The sequence below is a fragment of the Janthinobacterium sp. HH102 genome (assembly GCF_001758625.2).
Classification (GTDB): Bacteria; Pseudomonadota; Gammaproteobacteria; order Burkholderiales; family Burkholderiaceae_D; genus Janthinobacterium.
On sequence record NZ_CP062062.1, the window covers coordinates 4,944,811 to 4,960,388 of the forward strand.

Consider the following 15,578-nt stretch of genomic DNA (forward strand, 5'->3'; position numbering starts at 1 on the left):
CTTCTCCAGGAATATCTGACCGATTAAGCGTGGTGCAGATCGGTGTATGGCAGCAGCGCGAGGAAGCGAGCGCGCTTGATTGCGGTGTCGACTTGGCGCTGGTAGTGCGCTTTGGTACCGGTCAGGCGTGCTGGCATGATCTTGCCGTTTTCCTGGACGAAGTCTTTCAGCGTGTCGACGTCTTTGTAGTCGACTTGCTCAACGTGAGCTGCCGTGAAGCGGCAGAACTTCTTACGTTTGAACAAAGGGTTTTGCTGTTTGCGTTTTTCTTTAAGCTTGAGCTTATTTTTGTCGAACTTTTTACCGAATGCCATGTCAGGCTCCTGTATCTAAAATGCGCTAGTCAGAATTGACTGCACTAAAATCAATGATGTGAAACACCAAACTCTTGCTGTTGCGGCTCTTCCTGGCCAGGAAACCCGTGAACTGATACACCCCGCCCAAGCTTGCCTGACTGAACCGGCCTGAAATTTCGCCAGCGGCTAGCGCGGCAACATCAAACTCGGTCAAACGGGCAATCCCTGCTTCCATCTGCTGCGAACTGTGTTGCAATACTGCATTCACAATCGGCAGCCCTGCCGGGGTATAGCGCAATATTTCGCGCTCGGCAATGATGGCGGTGACTTGTAGCTGGTTCAGCGCACGATCCTGGTCAAAAATTAAGCTGCTGCTGCGGCTGGAGCGGCTGCTGGTGCTTCGGTGCGGTGGCTTTTGGCCGCGTCTTCGCGTTGTACCGATTTCATCATCGGCGAAGGAGCTGTTTCAGCTTTCTTCATTTTAACGGTCAGGTGACGCAACACGGCATCATTGAATTTGAATGCTGTTTCCAACTCGACCAGGGTCTCGTTGTCGCATTCGATGTTCAGGCAGATGTAGTGTGCTTTAGGCAGCTTTTGGATCGAGTAAGCCATTTGACGGCGGCCCCAATCTTCCACGCGGTGAACCGAACCGCCGCGGGTGGTTACGCTGGCTTTGTAGCGTTCGATCATCGCGGGCACTTGCTCGCTTTGGTCCGGATGGACGATAAAGACTATTTCATAATGACGCATGCAAACTCCTTCAGGTCGGATTGATAATCGCCCACCCCGGCGTCAAGACGGGTGTGGGAAGGTCAGCCGAAGATTATAACCGCCTTTTGCAAACGTTTCAATCATTGCTTGCGCCAGTGCCCGAAAAGCCCGCGGACCACCGTGCTTTTCGACCGGGAACAAGTATTTCTTGCGAAATTCGCCGAAAACACGGAAATCCCCTTGCATAGTGGGCGATACTGTACAAAAATACAGACTGTTCATATAGACAGCATTTTAGTATGCACCCACCGCTCATGATCAAGCTGACAGCACGACAAGAACAAATCCTGAACCTGATCAAGGACGCGATTGAAAACACGGGCTTTCCCCCCACCCGTGCCGAAATTGCCAATGAACTGGGTTTCAAATCGGCCAATGCGGCCGAGGAGCATTTGCAGGCCCTGGCCCGCAAGGGCGCGATCGAGATTTCGCCCGGCACCTCGCGCGGCATCCGCCTGATCGGCGCGGCAGCCGAAGCGCCGCCATCGAAAGTGCCGGCGGCGCTGCTGATGTCGCTGCCCCTGATCGGCAGGGTGGCCGCCGGTTCGCCCATCCTTGCCCAGGAAAACCTGGAAGCGAGCTACAACGTGGACCCGGCCCTGTTCTCGGCCAAGCCCGACTTCCTGCTGAAGGTGCGCGGCTGGTCCATGCGCGACGCCGGCATCATGGATGGCGATTTACTGGCCGTCAAAAAGGTCGACAGCGCCAAGAATGGCCAGATCGTCGTGGCCCGCATCGGCGACGAAGTCACGGTCAAGCGCTACAAGAAGACGGGTTCCGTCATCGAATTGCTGCCGGAAAACCCGGATTTCAAGGTCATCACCGTGTCGCCGGAAGATGAATTTGCCCTGGAAGGCCTGGCAGTCGGCTTGATGCGCAGCTGGCATTAAGTTGCCTGCCGGGGTCAGACCCGCCGGGTCTGACCCCAGTTTTTAGTTGCGGCCCCTTCTCATGCCTGACACCTAAGTTCTGACACCTAAGTTTCCGTCATCGAACTGCTGCCGAAAGATGAATTCGCCCTGGAAGGCCTGGCTGTGGGACTGATGCGCAACTGGCATTAAACGACTGCACGAACAAAGGGCCGCAACAGCATGACTGTTGCGGCCCTTTTCATTTGTCCGGCGACTTATACATCGAGTGCTTGGCGGAAATCCTCAAGCAGATCCACCTCATCCTCGATACCGACGGAGACGCGGATCAGCGATTCGGCGATGCCCATGCTGGCGCGGCGCTCGGCGCCCATCTCATAGAAGATCGTGTGGGCGACGGGAATGACCAGGGTGCGCGTGTCGCCCAGGTTGCTCGCGGGAATAGCCAGATTCAAACGATTGAGGAAATCGAAGCAATCGATGCCATCCTTCAATTCAAAGCTGAACAGCGAACCATAGCTGCGGAACAGGTCGCTCGCCAAGGCGTGCTGCGGGTGCGACGCCAAGCCCGGGTAGTGCACGGCCGCCACTCGCGGATCGGCGGCCAGCATGGTGGCCAGCGCCAGGGCGTTCGAGCAGGTGCGGTCCATGCGCAAGGCCATGGTTTCCGCGCCGACGGCGATATGGTGCGCCGCTTCCGGCCCCAGGGACGCGCCGAAGTCGCGCAAGGCCTTGGCACGGATCTGCGCGATGCCCCACTGCGCGGGCGCCGCCTTCTTGTAATTCTCGAAAATATTCGGATACTGCGTCCAGTCGGACACGCCCGTGTCCGTCAAGCTGCCGCCCAATGCATTGCCGTGACCGCCGATGGATTTCGTCAAGGCATTGACCACGAGGCCCGCGCCCACGGCTTTCGGGCGGAACAAATACGGCGTCGTCATCGTGTTGTCGACGATGTACAAGATGCCCTTTTCGCGGCACAGGTCACCGATTTTTTTCAGGTCGGCGATCTGCGTGCGCGGATTGGCGATGGTTTCCACGAACACGATGCGCGTGGCAGGCGTGATGGCGGCCGCCACGTTGGCCACCTCGGTGGCGTCGACGAAGGACACGGCGATGCCCTGCCCCGTCACCGTTTGCCACAGGCTGTTGGTGTTGCCAAACAAAAAGGCCGACGAGACGACATGGTCGCCCGCGCGCAGCAGCGACTGCACCACGGCGCCGATGGCGCCCATGCCGGTGGCGAAGCACAAGGTCGCGACGCCGTCTTCCATCTTGTTGACCTTGTCTTCCAGCGCGGACACGGTGGGGTTGCCCTGGCGGCCATAGCGGAAACCGGGTTCCTTGCCCTGGAATACGGAAGCGAGCTGGCGCGCATCGGCATAACCAAACGCGACGGAAGTGTGCACGGGCTTGTGCAGCGAACCATGCTCGATGCCCTTGCGGCGGTCGTTATGCAGGATGGTGGTGGTAAAGCCGTAGTTTTTTTTATCGTTCATGATCGCGGAGCAAAAAAAGCCCGGCGCTAGCCGGGCAAGATAATTACGCTTCTGTCGTTGCCAGGTTCAGGTTCAGCTGGGAACGCGGCGTATCTTCGGGCGCTGCCGCCTTCGGATGGTGGCGCGCATATTCCAGACGGTCCAGGTATTCCTGCGACACGTCGCCCGTCACGTAGACGCCGTCGAAGCACGAGGCCTCGAAGTTGGTCAGGGCCGGGTTGACGTCGGCGATCGCCTGCTTGAGCGCGCCGATATCCTGGTAGACCAGGTAGTCGGCCGTGATTTCGCGGCACACTTCTTCCGTCGTGCGGCCGTAGGCGATCAGCTCGTCGCGCGTCGGCATGTCGATGCCGTACACGTTCGGATAGATGACGGGCGGCGCGGCCGAGGCGAAGATGACTTTCGTCGCGCCCGCTTCACGCGCCATCTGCACGATTTCACGGCTGGTGGTGCCGCGCACGATGGAATCGTCGACGAGCAAGACCACTTTATCCTTGAATTCGGACGGGATCGCGTTGAGCTTCTGGCGCACGGATTTCTTGCGCGCCGCCTGGCCCGGCATGATAAAAGTGCGGCCGATGTAGCGGTTCTTGATGAAGCCTTCGCGGTATTCGATGTTCAGCGCCATGGCCAGCTGGATGGCGGCCGGACGCGAGGAATCGGGAATCGGCATGACCACGTCGATATGCACGCCTGGCAATTCGGCGCGGATCTTCTCGGCCAGGTATTCGCCCATTTTCAGGCGCGTGGCGTACACGGAGGCGCCGTCGATGACGGAGTCGGGACGGGCCAGGTAGACGAATTCGAACACGCACGGGTTCAGGCTGGCATTGTCGGCGCACTGGGCGCTGTGCAATTTCTTGTCGGCATCGATGAAGACGGCTTCGCCGGGGCCGATGTCGCGCACGAAGCGGAAGCCCATGCCTTCCAGGGCCACGGATTCGGAAGCGATCAGGTATTCGGGACCCTGCTCCGTTTCATTGATGCCCAGGCACAGCGGACGGATGCCGTGCGGGTCGCGGAAGGCCAGCAAGCCCACGCCGGCGATTTGCGCGACGGCGGCATAGCCGCCCTTGACGCGACGGTTCAGCACAGTCACGGCCTTGAAGATGGCTTCCGGGTCCAGGTTCAGGCCCGTCGTCGCTTCCTGGATTTCATGCGCCAGCACGTTGAGCAGCACTTCCGAATCGGAATCGGTATTGATGTGGCGGCGGTCGTTCTTGAACATTTCCAGCTTCAACTGTTCCCAGTTGGTCAGGTTGCCATTGTGCGCCAGGGTGATGCCGAACGGCGCATTCACATAGAACGGCTGTGCTTCCTCTTCGCTCGACGAACCGGCCGTCGGGTAGCGGCAATGGCCGATGCCCGTCGTGCCTTGCAGCGAACGCATGTTGCGCGTGCGGAAGACGTCTCGCACGAGGCCGTTGGCCTTGTGCATGGAAAACATACTGCTGTGATTGGTCGCAATCCCTGCCGCGTCCTGACCGCGATGTTGCAGGAGCAACAATGCATCATAGAGCAATTGATTGACAGGTTGATGGGAAACGACGCCGACGATGCCACACATGGTGTGCTCCTAAACTGTGCTACTGATTTTAAAAAAATTCAAAATTTCACATGCTGCGCGTAAGCGGCAGGCAGATAAGGCTTGATGGCGCGCGCGCCCTGTTCCGCGAGCGGACTGAGCAGCGCGTTTTTCCAGAATGGCTGCTGCGGTATGGAAGTCATGCCACACAAGATGACGGCGGTCAGCACGATCACAAGGCCCCGCGCCACGCCGAACAGGCTGCCCAGGGTGCGGTCGGCCAGACTCAGGCCTGTCACCTTGACGAGCGCGTCAACCGTCATGGACAGCAATCCCATCAAAATGCGCACGCCGATGAACAGCACTACGAAAGCCAGCAATAAACGGATCGCTTCGCCCGGCACGGCTTCCGGCAGAAATTTCGCCAGGGTGGCGCCATAGGCATTGGCAATGACGAACGCCACGATCCAGCTGACCAGGGACAGTATTTCCTTGACCAGGCCGCGCATCATGCTGATCAGCACGGAAGTCACCAGCACGAACAGCACCAGGTAATCGAAGATCGTCACGCGCATTCAGCCTTGCAACATCACGCCGGCACCAGCGAGCCGCCCAGGCCCAGCTTTTGCAACTTGGCGCGCGTCTTTTCCGCGTCTTCGCGGCTGCCGAACGGTCCCACGCGCACGCGGATGCGCTCGCCCGCCGGACTGGAGACTTTCTGCGTGTACGACTTGATGCCCGCTTCGCGCAGCTTGTCCTGCAATTCATCGACCTTGTCCTGCGTCGCCAGCGCCGCCACCTGCACCACGAACTTGCCGCTGCCGGCGTCGTGGGCCTTGTCTTGCGCTTTTTCTTGCGGCTTGTCTTGCGGCTTGCCTTCCAGGATGGCCAGCGCGCGCGCGGCATCGTCGGCCGATTGCGCCGGCTTGGCAGGCTTGGCCTCAGGCTTGGCTTCGGGCTTTACTTCATGCTTCGGTTCAGGCTTGGGCTCGTGTTTCGGCTCCGGCTTGGCTTCATGCTTCGGCTCGGGCTTCGGTTCCGGTTTCGGCTCCACCTTGACAGGCTTCGGTTCGGGCTTGGGTTCGGGTTTCGGCTCCACATAGGCCGGCTTGACCGGTACAGGCTGGGCGGCGGCCAGCACGGGGGCCGGCGTCGGCTTGGCCGCAGGCGGCAGCGGCGCGTCGACGATTTCCTCGGACTGGTCCAGGCCATTCGATGCGGCCTGGACCGGCACGGCCGGCACAGGCGCCGGTGCAGGCGCCGCCTTTTCCTTCGACGGAATGTCGATGGCGATATCGTTGAACGGTGCTTTCGGCTCCGAATCGAGCAGCATCGGCAAGCCGACGGCGACGCCCAGGGCCAGGGCGACGGCCCCGACCAGGCGGCGGCGTGCGCGCTTTTTTTCAGGCAAGACCGGATCCGGTGCTTCCTTGCCGCCACGGCGCGATCCGCCGCCACCCGAGGTGTTGGCGGCGCGCTTGCGGGTCGGCGACTGTGCTTCGCCAGGGACATAAAAGCCGCTGTCTTCGCCAGAGGATTCTTGCTTGTTTTTAAACAGTTTCGAGAACAAGCCCATGCGTGATTTTCAGTCGAGTGCGTTTCAGTGAAGTGAGGATTTTCGGGCCTTCATCACGCCTGCAACGGTGAGGAAAGAACCAAAGACCACAATTCTATCATTCTCACCGGCCCGGTTCATTGCATTTGCAAAAGCTTGTGCCGGATCATCGAAAATAGACACAGTATGTTCGCTGCTGTCGGGCTTATCTTCGAGCATGATCTGCACCTTGGCGGCCAGCTCGGAAGCCGTGGCCGCGCGCGGCGAAGGCAGGCCCGTCAGGCACCAGTGGTCAACGTGTTCACTCATCGCGGCCAGTACGCCATCGATATCCTTGTCGTGCATGGAACCGAATACGGCATAGGTGTACGGGTGGAAACCCATATTACCGAGGTTCTGGTTCAGCGCCGACGCCGCGTGGGGGTTGTGCGCCACGTCGAGGATCACGCTGGGGCGGCCAGGCAAGACCTGGAAGCGGCCCGGCAGTTCCACCGTCACGAGGCCCGTGCGCACTTCCTGCGCGCCCACGGGCAGTTTCAGCTTCAGCACTTCCAGCGCGGCCAGCACGGCCGTCGCATTGAGGATCTGGTTGGCGCCGCGCAAGCTCGGGTAGGCCAGCGAATTGCGGCGCTGCTCGCGCCCGCCGTAGTTCCACTGCTGCTTGTCGCCCGAATAGTTGAAATCGCGGCCCATCAGCCACAGGTCGGCGCCGATGGCCTCGGCATGGTCGATCAACGATTGCGGCGGCACGGGGTCGCTGCAGATGGCCGCCTTGCCTGGACGGAAGATGCCCGCCTTTTCAAAGCCGATCGCTTCGCGCGTGTCGCCCAGGTAATCCGTGTGGTCGATATCGACGCTGGTGACGATGGCCACGTCCGCGTCGATCACGTTGACGGCATCCAGGCGCCCGCCCAGGCCCACTTCCAGGATGGCCACGTCCAGGTTGGCTTGCGACAGCAGATGCAAAATCGTCAGGGTGGTGAATTCGAAATACGTGAGCGGCGTATCGCCGCGCACGGCTTCGACGGCCTGGAAGCTGGCGACGAGCTGCTCGTCGCTGGCCATCTCGCCCAGCACGCGCGCGCGCTCGTTAAAATCGAGGAAATGCGGCTTGATGTACAAGCCCACTTTGTAGCCGGCACGCAACAGCACGGATTCCAGCATGGCGCAGGTGGAGCCCTTGCCATTCGTGCCCGCCACCATGATCACGGGGCAAGTAAAAGCGAGCTGCATGCGCGCCTTGACGGCTTGCACGCGGTCCAGGCCCATGTTGATCTGGGTTTCCGAATGGCGGGTTTCCAGCATGGCGAGCCAGTCCGGCAAGGTGGTGGGGAGGTTTTGCATGGGAGACTTCTTGAAGGATGCGATGCGCAAGGCGCAGAAGAGATATAACGAGGCAGGACGATGTAGGTCGGGTTAGGCCAAAGGCCGTAACCCGACGCCAGCGGTAAATTAAGCCAGCACCTCAACAGCCTGGTTTTGCAACAAGGCCAGCAGACGGGCGATTTCTTCGCGCATCTTGCGGCGGTCGACGATCATGTCGACGGCGCCCTTGGTGACGAGGAACTCGGCGCGCTGGAAGCCTTCCGGCAGTTTTTCGCGCACGGTGTTTTCAATCACGCGCGGGCCGGCAAAGCCGATCAGCGCTTTCGGTTCGGCAATGACCACGTCGCCCATGAAGGCGAACGAGGCGGACACGCCGCCCATGGTCGGGTCGGTCAGCACGCTGATGAATGGCAATTTCTTTTCCGACAGCTTGGTCAGCATGGCCGTGGTTTTCGCCATCTGCATCAGCGACAGCAAGCCTTCCTGCATGCGCGCGCCACCGGTGGCGGTGATGCAAATGAACGGCACTTTCTGCTCCAGCGCGATCTGCGCGCCGCGCACGAAGCGCTCGCCCACGACCGAGCCCATGGAGCCGCCCATGAATTCGAATTCGAAGCACGCCACGACTACTGGCAGGCTCATGATGGCGCCGCCCATGACGACCATCGCATCCGTCTCGCCCGTCGCTTCCATGGCGGACTTCAGGCGATCCGGGTATTTCTTGCTGTCTTTGAACTTCAGGGTATCGACGGGCAGGATTTCCTGGCCGATTTCATAGCGGCCGCCCGCGTCGAGCAGGCTGTCGAGGCGTTCACGCGCGCGGATGCGCATGTGGTGGTCGCATTTCGGGCACACGTGCAAATTCGATTCCAGGTCCGTACGGTACAGCACGGCTTCGCACGACGGGCACTTGACCCACAGGCCTTCCGGCATGGTCTTGCGCGCGGCCGCATCAGAACGCTGGATGCGCGGTGGCAGCAGTTTTTCCAACCAACTCATATTTTCTCCTTGGGCCCTTGTAGGGGTAGCGTCGGTGGACGCCCCCGGCAGACGGTCAACGGCAACGCCCCGCGGGGCGCCACCAAAAATTTTATCTATTGCACAATAACAGGCAAATCAGTGGCCGAAGTGTAGCCGTTTATCGCCGGGCTGTCGAACTTTGCCGCCAACGCATCTTGCGTAAACGGCAAGCTTGCTCAGGCGTCCAGTGCGGCGCGGATGCCTGCCGTAAAGCTGCGCACGGCGTCGACGGCGCCCCCTTCCGGGGCATTTTCAATTTCCTGGATGATGCGGCTGCCGATCACGACGGCATCGGCCACCTTGGCCACGGCCTTGGCCGTGGCGCCATCGCGGATGCCGAAGCCCACGCCGATGGGTAATTTTACATGCTGGCGGATGGCCGCGAGGCGCTCCGCCACCTGTTCCGTATCAATGTTGCCGGCACCCGTGACGCCCTTGAGCGACACGTAATAGCTGAAGCCGCCGCCAACCTTGGCCACTTGCGCGATGCGCTCTTCGGTCGAAGTGGGCGCCAGCAGGAAAATCAGGTCGAGGCCCGCTGCGCGCATGGCGGCGCCGAACTCCTCGCACTCTTCCGGCGGATAGTCGACGACGATGGCGCCATCGGCGCCGGCCGCTTGCGCTGCTGCAATGAAGGCGGCGCTGCCGATGCGCTCGATGGGATTGGCGTACCCCATCAGCACCACGGGCGTCGTCTGGTTCGTTTCACGGAACTGGCGCACGTAGCCGAACACGTCGTGGATGCCGACATTGAATTTCAAGGCCCGTTCGCAGGCGCGCTGGATGACGGGGCCTTCGGCCATGGGGTCGGAAAACGGCACGCCCAGCTCCAGGATGTCGGCGCCGCCCTCGACGAGCGCGTGCATCAGCGGCACGGTGGCGTCAGGGCCGGGGTCGCCGGCGGTGATGAAGGTGACCAGGGCGGTCTTGTTCTTGGATTTTAATTGGGCGAAGGTAGTGGCGATACGGGACATGGTGAGCTTTCGTGGTGATGGATAGAGGAAGTAATTTCAACCCAGGAGCAAAGACCGGGGTCGGCCCCTGAGGGTCCGACCCCAGCCGTTATTGGGGTCTCAGGAGAAATTGAGTCCCATGCGCTCCGCCACGGTATGCATGTCCTTGTCGCCACGGCCCGACAGGTTGGCCAGCACGATCTGGTCTTTCGGCAAGGTGGCCGCCAGCTTGGCCGCGTAGGCCAGCGCGTGCGACGACTCCAGGGCCGGGATGATGCCTTCGATATGGCAACAGTCGTGGAAAGCCTGCAGCGCCTCGTCATCGGTGATCGACACGTATTGCGCGCGGCCCGAATCTTTCAGCCAAGCGTGTTCCGGCCCCACGCCCGGATAGTCGAGGCCGGCCGAGACGGAATGCGTCTCGATGATCTGGCCGTTGTCATCCTGCAGCAGATAGGTGCGGTTGCCATGCAGCACGCCCGGGAAGCCGGCCGTCAGCGAAGCCGAATGCTTGCCTGTGTCCAATCCCTCACCAGCCGCTTCCACGCCGATCAGTTTGACATCCTTCTGGTCGATGTACGGGTAAAAGATGCCCATGGCATTCGAGCCGCCGCCGATGCAGGCCAGCACGTAGTCGGGCTGGCGGCCCGTCATTTCCGGCATCTGCACCAGGCATTCCTCGCCGATCACGGACTGGAAGTCGCGCACCATCATCGGGTAAGGATGGGGGCCGGCCACGGTGCCGATGATATAAAAGGTGTTTTCAATGTTGGTGACCCAGTCGCGCATGGCTTCGTTCAGCGCATCCTTGAGTGTCTTCGAACCGGATTCGACGGGCACGACGGTCGCGCCCAGCAATTTCATGCGGTACACGTTCTGCGCCTGGCGCTTGACGTCTTCGCTGCCCATGTAGACCACGCATTCGAGGCCGAAGCGCGCGCAGATGGTGGCCGTGGCCACGCCATGCTGGCCCGCGCCCGTCTCGGCGATGATGCGCGGCTTGCCCATGCGCTTGGCCAGCAGGGCCTGGCCGATCACGTTGTTGATCTTGTGCGCGCCCGTGTGGTTCAAGTCTTCGCGCTTGAAATAGATTTGCGCGCCGCCGGCCATCTCGGACCAGCGCTTGGCGTGGTAGATGGGCGAGGGACGGCCGACGAAGTGTTTCAGCTCGTAGCGGAATTCTTCGAGGAATTCCGGGTCCGCGCTGTAGCGCGCATAGGCGTCTTTCAGTTCGGCCAGTGCATGCGTGAGCGTTTCGGCAACGAAGGAGCCGCCGTACGGGCCGAAGTGGCCGCGCAGGTCGGGAAACGGGTAATCGGTAGCGTGGAACAATGCGGCGGCTGCGCCGGGCGAGTTGGTGTGGTCATTCATGGTGGTTTCCTCTGGCAATGATGGCATCGGCATCCCCCACCGCGGCGATGAACGCGCGGACTCGGGATGCGTCCTTGATGCCCTTGGACGCTTCGACACCACTGCTGATGTCGACGGCGTAAGGGCGCACGCGCACCACTGCGTCAGTCGCGTTTTGTACGCTCAAGCCACCACTTAAAACGACCCGAGGCGCGAGTTCTTCTGGAATGAGGGACCAATCGAATACCTTTCCTGCACCGCCGTAGGCATCCACATAGGTATCGAGCAAGAGGCTCGAGAACAAGGGGCTGGCGGCGCGATAGCGCTGTTCGTATTCTAGCAAATCTTCAAAGCGGGTGTCGGGTTTGACGCGGAACACTTGCGTAAACGGCGTATTCACGGCGCCGGCGAGCGCCGCGCTGTGTTCGGGCGTCTCGTCGCCATGAAATTGCAGCAGAGATAAAGGCGCCACGGCCCTGGTGGCCCGCACCTCGTCCACCGTGGCATTGACGAACAGGCCCACCGTCGTCACGTAGGGGGGCATGGCCGCGATCAGGTCCGCTGCCTGCCCGGGCGTCACGTAACGGGGGCTTTTCGGATAAAACACGAAACCGATGGCGTCGACGCCCGCCGCCACGACAGCCTGGATGTCTTCGACGCGGGTCAGGCCGCAGATCTTGATGCGTGTGCGTGGCATGGCTATCCTTTATTGATGCAGATCAAAACCAGGGCAAGGCGCTGCTGCTGTCTTGCGGCAAGGCCCATTTCGGATCGTAATCGATCTGTGCCAGGTACAGGCCGTCCGGCATGAAGGTGGGCGCCGCCGCGTGGCGGTCCTTGCTTTCCAGCAAATGCCCGAGCCACTCCGGCTTTTCGCGCCCCGTGCCGATGTAGACGAGCGAACCGACCAGGTTGCGCACCATGTGGTGCAGGAAGGCATTGGCCGTAATCGTAAAAATGACGCAATCGCCGCGCCGCTCGATGCGGATGTCGTGCATCAGCTTGACGGGCGACTTGGCCTGGCATTGCGCGGCGCGGAAGGCCGTGAAATCGTGCCAGCCCAAGAGCGGCTGCACGGCCTGGCGCATCAGTTCCACGTCCAGCGGACGGAAAAAGAAACCGGCGCGCCCCTCCACCAGCGGCGAACGGGTGGCGTTGTTGTACAACACATAATGATAGGTGCGCGCGCGGGCGCTGAAACGGGCGTGGAAGTAGTCATTGACCGTCGGATCGCCGTCGAGTTCCTTGGCCCAGCGCACGGCGATCGATTTGGGCAGGAAGGCGTTGACGCCGCGCACCCACGAGTGCACGTCACGATTCAGTTCCGTATCGAAATGCACGACTTGCTCAAGCGCATGCACGCCCGTATCCGTGCGGCCGGCGCAGGTGGTGGCCAGGCGCACGCGGGCAAACTGCTCCAGCGCGTTTTCCAGCTGGTCCTGCACCGTCTGCCCGTCTTCCTGTTTCTGGTATCCATGCCAGGCCGTGCCGTCGTACTGCAGGCCGAGGACGATACGCTTCAATGGCGTTGCTGTCGTAATATTTTGCATCGAAGCATTATACCGGCGCAAAGGCGGCCCCGCCTTCCTGCCACACAAGCGCCTGAGACGGCGTTCAGGGCCAGGCGCATGGTCGAAGACAGTACGAATAGTACGGCGAGACCGTGCAACGCAGCCATGGACGTCGTATCAGGTGCTGGAAAGCGAACGAGACGGCGTTCAGGGCCAGGCGCGCGGTCGAAGACAGTACGAATAGTACGGCGAGACCGTGCAACGCAGCCATGGACGTCGTATCTGGTGCTTAGCTCAGCAAAGCTCTCATGGTATTCGCCTTGGCGACCTGCTCTTCGCTGCCACCCTTGATGACCTCATCGATCAGCTCGCGCGCGCCTTCCTTGTCGCCGATTTCCTGGTATGCGATCGCCAGGTCCAGCTTGGTATCCATTTCCATGTGGATAGCCGACAACGGGTCGTCCACGCCCACGCTGGCCGTCTTGCCATCGTTGAGATCCAGGTCGATGCCGGACAGGTCGAATTCCTGCGCGGGCGGTATCGCTTCCGGCAAGCTCGCCGGCGCTTGCGCATCGTCGAACAGGCTGTCGAGGGAAGGCTCGGCCGCCGCGACGGGCGCGACGGGCACGGCAGCCGGCGCCACGGGTTCGTCGAGGTCGAAGTGGGCCAGGTCGACATCCTTCAAGGGATCAGGCAATGGCGTCAAACCGGCGCCCACGCCATTGACGGGGCCGGCAGGCGGCTCCAGGTCCAGGCCGAAATCCATGCTGGCGTCATACTGCGCATCGTGCGCGGCAGGGACCGGCTTGCTGTCCGGCCCCGGCATGACGATCGGCTCGCTGGTGGAAACAGGTTCGAAATCGAGGCTGTCGAGGTCAAAATCAAGGGGGTCGCGCGCATCGCGGGCCCTCACGGAGGAGACCGGCTCGGCCGGCGCCAGGTCGGCCAGCGGCGCGGGCGGCTCGTCGGGCAAGTCCATGCTCTGGCCATGCACGTCGTCGCCGGCTGCCTTGCTCAGGCTGACCACGGCGTCGTCTTCCGTATCGCCATACAGGGGATTGGTGGGATCGAGCGCCAGTCCCAGCGCGGCCGCCTGCGGCCACTCCTCGCCCTGGCCACGCGTCAGACTGTAGAGCTCGCTGGCCTGGTCTTCAAACGCGCGCACGTCGTTGCGGGCCGAATAGATTTCCAGCAGCTTCAGGCGGGCCGCATGGCGTTCCGGGTGGATGCGCAAGGCTTCCTTGAGGATGTCTTCCGCCTGACCATCGCGGCCGTAAGCGATATACACGTCCGCTTCGGCGACGGGGTCCGTTTCATTCGCATCGAGCATGCTGGCGCCCGCCGCGGCGGCCACGCCGGCAGCGGCCGCGCCCGTACCGAACAGGTGATTGCTCGCTTCGGACTGCTGGTCTTCCGGCGCCAGGCCGGACGGCGGCGTCACGGGCGCTTCCGGTTCCGGCTCGACCACGGGGGCGATATCGCCCTGGGCTGGCGGCGGCGTCTCCTTGCGGCGCCGCGCGACCACCAGTGCGGCCACGGCCGCCAGCAGCGCGGCGATGCCGATGCCGATGGCGCCCAGGTGGTCATTGATCTTGTCGGTAATCGTCGGCTCCAGCGGCGATGGTTTTTTCACCAGCGGCACCGGTTTGACCTTCGGTGCGGCAGGCTGAGGTGCGGGCGGCTGCGCCTCGGCCGGCGCGCTGGCGGGTGCGCTGGCAGCGGCCTCAGCCGGTTTGGCGGGTGCGGGGGCGCTCTTGTCGGCCATGGCCTTGCTCTTGACCGCCATCAACTTTTCCAGATCGCTGACGTTCTTTTCCAGCTCCTTGACGCGGGCAGCGGCTTCATCGACCTGTTTCGCCTTGGCGATCTTGTCTTCCTCGCTGGCGACGGCGCTCTTGCTGGCCGACTTGGCCGCCGGCTCGGCTTTCGACAGTTTCAGCTTGTCTTGCGACTCGCTCACGGCCGTCGGCTTTTCCTGCACCTTGGTCGCACCGATCTTGCCGGCCGTGCTTTGCGTCGCTTGCGCGGCCTTGGCCGGCTTGCTTTGCGACACCTGACCTGCCAGCTTGTTGCGGTAGGCCTCGAAATCGATGGCGTGCGCCGTCACGATGCCCTTCGCTTCAGCCGCACCGGTAGCGCGCACGGCGTCCGCGCCAGGCACGGCCAGGATGCGCCCGGCCTGCATGCGGTTCATGTTCTCGCCCTTGAAGGCGTCGGGATTGGCGCGGTACAGGGCGACGAGCATCATGTCGAGCGACACGCCCGAAGGCTTCAGTTCGCTGGCGATGCGGCTCAGGGTGTCGCCCGTCTTGACCTTGTATTCCCCGGCCGGCTTTTTCGCCGCAGCTGGCGCAGCATCGGCCGCCGCCTTGCCTTTGCCCGGTTCGGCCGGCGCCGTCACTTGCGCGCCGCGCGTCTGGCGCGCTTCCGGCGTGTCGAGCACGAACGCATATTCGCGCACCTGGCGACCGCTCTTGCCGCTCAGTTCCAGCAAGAGATCCACCATGGGCTCGGCCACCGGTTGCGCCGAGCTGATGCGGATGAAGGGCTTGCCATTGCGGTTTTCCACGGCAAACGTCAAGGCGTTCAATGCGGGATTGAATTCCACGTTGGCCTGGCGATAGGCCTCCGGCGGCGCCAGCTTGGCCAGCAGGCTGGCTGCCTCGCCTGGCTTGATGGCCGATAATTCGACCTCGGCGCGCAGCGGCTGGCCGGCGGCGGACAGCACCGTGATCTTGCCCAGCTCGGCTGCGGATGCCGCCGGTGACAATAACACCGCACAGGCGACAGCGCTGCTGAGTGTTTTAATGGCAAGGGAGGCGACCCGGGGACGAGTGTGTACAGGCATAGTTGGCGGCATCTTAGTTGACATGGGAAAACAGTTACTTTTCCAGAGGTAT

At 62.0% G+C, this 15,578-nt stretch carries 15 protein-coding genes; 1 reads left to right on the forward strand and 14 read right to left on the reverse strand.

Annotated elements, in window-relative coordinates; translation table 11 throughout:
- Positions 1-23: 23 nt before the first annotated feature.
- The 3 genes from rpsR to rpsF are packed head-to-tail and all read right to left on the reverse strand — an operon-like array spanning position 24 to position 1,049.
- Positions 24-314 (reverse strand): 30S ribosomal protein S18, encoded by a 291-nt coding sequence (rpsR, locus tag JAB4_RS22555; RefSeq protein ID WP_010400024.1) that lies wholly within the window; start codon positions 312-314, stop codon positions 24-26.
- Between the two features lie 25 nt (positions 315-339).
- A complete protein-coding gene (gene priB, locus JAB4_RS22560) occupies positions 340-639 on the reverse strand; it encodes a primosomal replication protein N (protein WP_034783455.1) in 300 nt (99 codons plus the stop codon).
- A 20-nt stretch (positions 640-659) separates the two neighbouring features.
- Positions 660-1,049: a 30S ribosomal protein S6 gene (rpsF, locus tag JAB4_RS22565; protein WP_034750499.1), complete on the reverse strand. Its 390-nt coding sequence runs from the start codon at positions 1,047-1,049 to the stop codon at positions 660-662.
- A gap of 275 nt (positions 1,050-1,324) precedes the next feature.
- On the opposite strand from rpsF, the gene lexA reads away from it, so the two are divergent.
- On the forward strand, positions 1,325-1,960 hold the full coding sequence (lexA, locus tag JAB4_RS22570) for a transcriptional repressor LexA (protein WP_034750502.1): 636 nt from the start codon (positions 1,325-1,327) through the stop codon (positions 1,958-1,960).
- 236 nt (positions 1,961-2,196) lie between these two features.
- On the opposite strand, the gene JAB4_RS22575 is transcribed toward lexA, so the two are convergent.
- From JAB4_RS22575 to JAB4_RS22625, 11 genes are all read right to left on the reverse strand, one after another.
- Positions 2,197-3,438, reverse strand: a complete 1,242-nt coding sequence (locus JAB4_RS22575; protein WP_070221140.1) for a cystathionine gamma-synthase family protein — start codon at positions 3,436-3,438, stop codon at positions 2,197-2,199.
- Positions 3,439-3,481: 43 nt separating this feature from the next.
- Positions 3,482-5,005: an amidophosphoribosyltransferase gene (gene purF, locus JAB4_RS22580; protein WP_034750508.1), complete on the reverse strand. Its 1,524-nt coding sequence runs from the start codon at positions 5,003-5,005 to the stop codon at positions 3,482-3,484.
- 38 nt (positions 5,006-5,043) lie between these two features.
- Positions 5,044-5,532, reverse strand: coding sequence for a CvpA family protein (locus JAB4_RS22585; protein ID WP_070221159.1), 489 nt, complete (start codon positions 5,530-5,532; stop codon positions 5,044-5,046).
- A 20-nt stretch (positions 5,533-5,552) separates the two neighbouring features.
- On the reverse strand, positions 5,553-6,539 hold the full coding sequence (locus JAB4_RS22590) for an SPOR domain-containing protein (protein ID WP_070221138.1): 987 nt from the start codon (positions 6,537-6,539) through the stop codon (positions 5,553-5,555).
- Between the two features lie 24 nt (positions 6,540-6,563).
- Positions 6,564-7,862 (reverse strand): bifunctional tetrahydrofolate synthase/dihydrofolate synthase, encoded by a 1,299-nt coding sequence (folC, locus tag JAB4_RS22595; protein WP_070221136.1) that lies wholly within the window; start codon positions 7,860-7,862, stop codon positions 6,564-6,566.
- Between the two features lie 108 nt (positions 7,863-7,970).
- The gene (gene accD, locus JAB4_RS22600) at positions 7,971-8,843 is read right to left on the reverse strand and encodes an acetyl-CoA carboxylase, carboxyltransferase subunit beta (RefSeq protein ID WP_010400390.1); all 873 of its coding nucleotides are present in this window, start codon (positions 8,841-8,843) and stop codon (positions 7,971-7,973) included.
- A 197-nt stretch (positions 8,844-9,040) separates the two neighbouring features.
- Positions 9,041-9,838: a tryptophan synthase subunit alpha gene (gene trpA, locus JAB4_RS22605; protein WP_070221134.1), complete on the reverse strand. Its 798-nt coding sequence runs from the start codon at positions 9,836-9,838 to the stop codon at positions 9,041-9,043.
- A gap of 99 nt (positions 9,839-9,937) precedes the next feature.
- Complete coding sequence (trpB, locus tag JAB4_RS22610; RefSeq protein ID WP_139143062.1) at positions 9,938-11,188, reverse strand: tryptophan synthase subunit beta; 1,251 nt, start codon at positions 11,186-11,188, stop codon at positions 9,938-9,940.
- Positions 11,181-11,864, reverse strand: a complete 684-nt coding sequence (locus JAB4_RS22615) for a phosphoribosylanthranilate isomerase (RefSeq protein ID WP_070221132.1) — start codon at positions 11,862-11,864, stop codon at positions 11,181-11,183. Before JAB4_RS22615 ends, trpB begins: the two co-directional genes overlap by 8 nt.
- A 22-nt stretch (positions 11,865-11,886) precedes the next feature.
- Positions 11,887-12,690: a tRNA pseudouridine(38-40) synthase TruA gene (gene truA, locus JAB4_RS22620; RefSeq protein WP_070221130.1), complete on the reverse strand. Its 804-nt coding sequence runs from the start codon at positions 12,688-12,690 to the stop codon at positions 11,887-11,889.
- 277 nt (positions 12,691-12,967) lie between these two features.
- Entirely contained in the window at positions 12,968-15,454 is a 2,487-nt protein-coding gene (locus JAB4_RS22625) for a FimV/HubP family polar landmark protein (protein WP_227742015.1), read from the reverse strand.
- Positions 15,455-15,578 lie beyond the last annotated feature (124 nt).

What these genes read in the sequence shown, in the direction of transcription:
- rpsR (WP_010400024.1), bottom strand. Translation starts at nt 314, where the DNA reads ATGGCATTCGGTAAAAAGTTCGACAAAAATAAGCTCAAGCTTAAAGAA.
- rpsF (WP_034750499.1), bottom strand. Translation starts at nt 1,049, where the DNA reads ATGCGTCATTATGAAATAGTCTTTATCGTCCATCCGGACCAAAGCGAG.
- lexA (WP_034750502.1), top strand. Translation starts at nt 1,325, where the DNA reads ATGATCAAGCTGACAGCACGACAAGAACAAATCCTGAACCTGATCAAG.
- JAB4_RS22575 (WP_070221140.1), bottom strand. Translation starts at nt 3,438, where the DNA reads ATGAACGATAAAAAAAACTACGGCTTTACCACCACCATCCTGCATAAC.
- purF (WP_034750508.1), bottom strand. Translation starts at nt 5,005, where the DNA reads ATGTGTGGCATCGTCGGCGTCGTTTCCCATCAACCTGTCAATCAATTG.
- JAB4_RS22590 (WP_070221138.1), bottom strand. Translation starts at nt 6,539, where the DNA reads ATGGGCTTGTTCTCGAAACTGTTTAAAAACAAGCAAGAATCCTCTGGC.
- folC (WP_070221136.1), bottom strand. Translation starts at nt 7,862, where the DNA reads ATGCAAAACCTCCCCACCACCTTGCCGGACTGGCTCGCCATGCTGGAA.
- accD (WP_010400390.1), bottom strand. Translation starts at nt 8,843, where the DNA reads ATGAGTTGGTTGGAAAAACTGCTGCCACCGCGCATCCAGCGTTCTGAT.
- trpA (WP_070221134.1), bottom strand. Translation starts at nt 9,838, where the DNA reads ATGTCCCGTATCGCCACTACCTTCGCCCAATTAAAATCCAAGAACAAG.
- trpB (WP_139143062.1), bottom strand. Translation starts at nt 11,188, where the DNA reads ATGAATGACCACACCAACTCGCCCGGCGCAGCCGCCGCATTGTTCCAC.
- JAB4_RS22615 (WP_070221132.1), bottom strand. Translation starts at nt 11,864, where the DNA reads ATGCCACGCACACGCATCAAGATCTGCGGCCTGACCCGCGTCGAAGAC.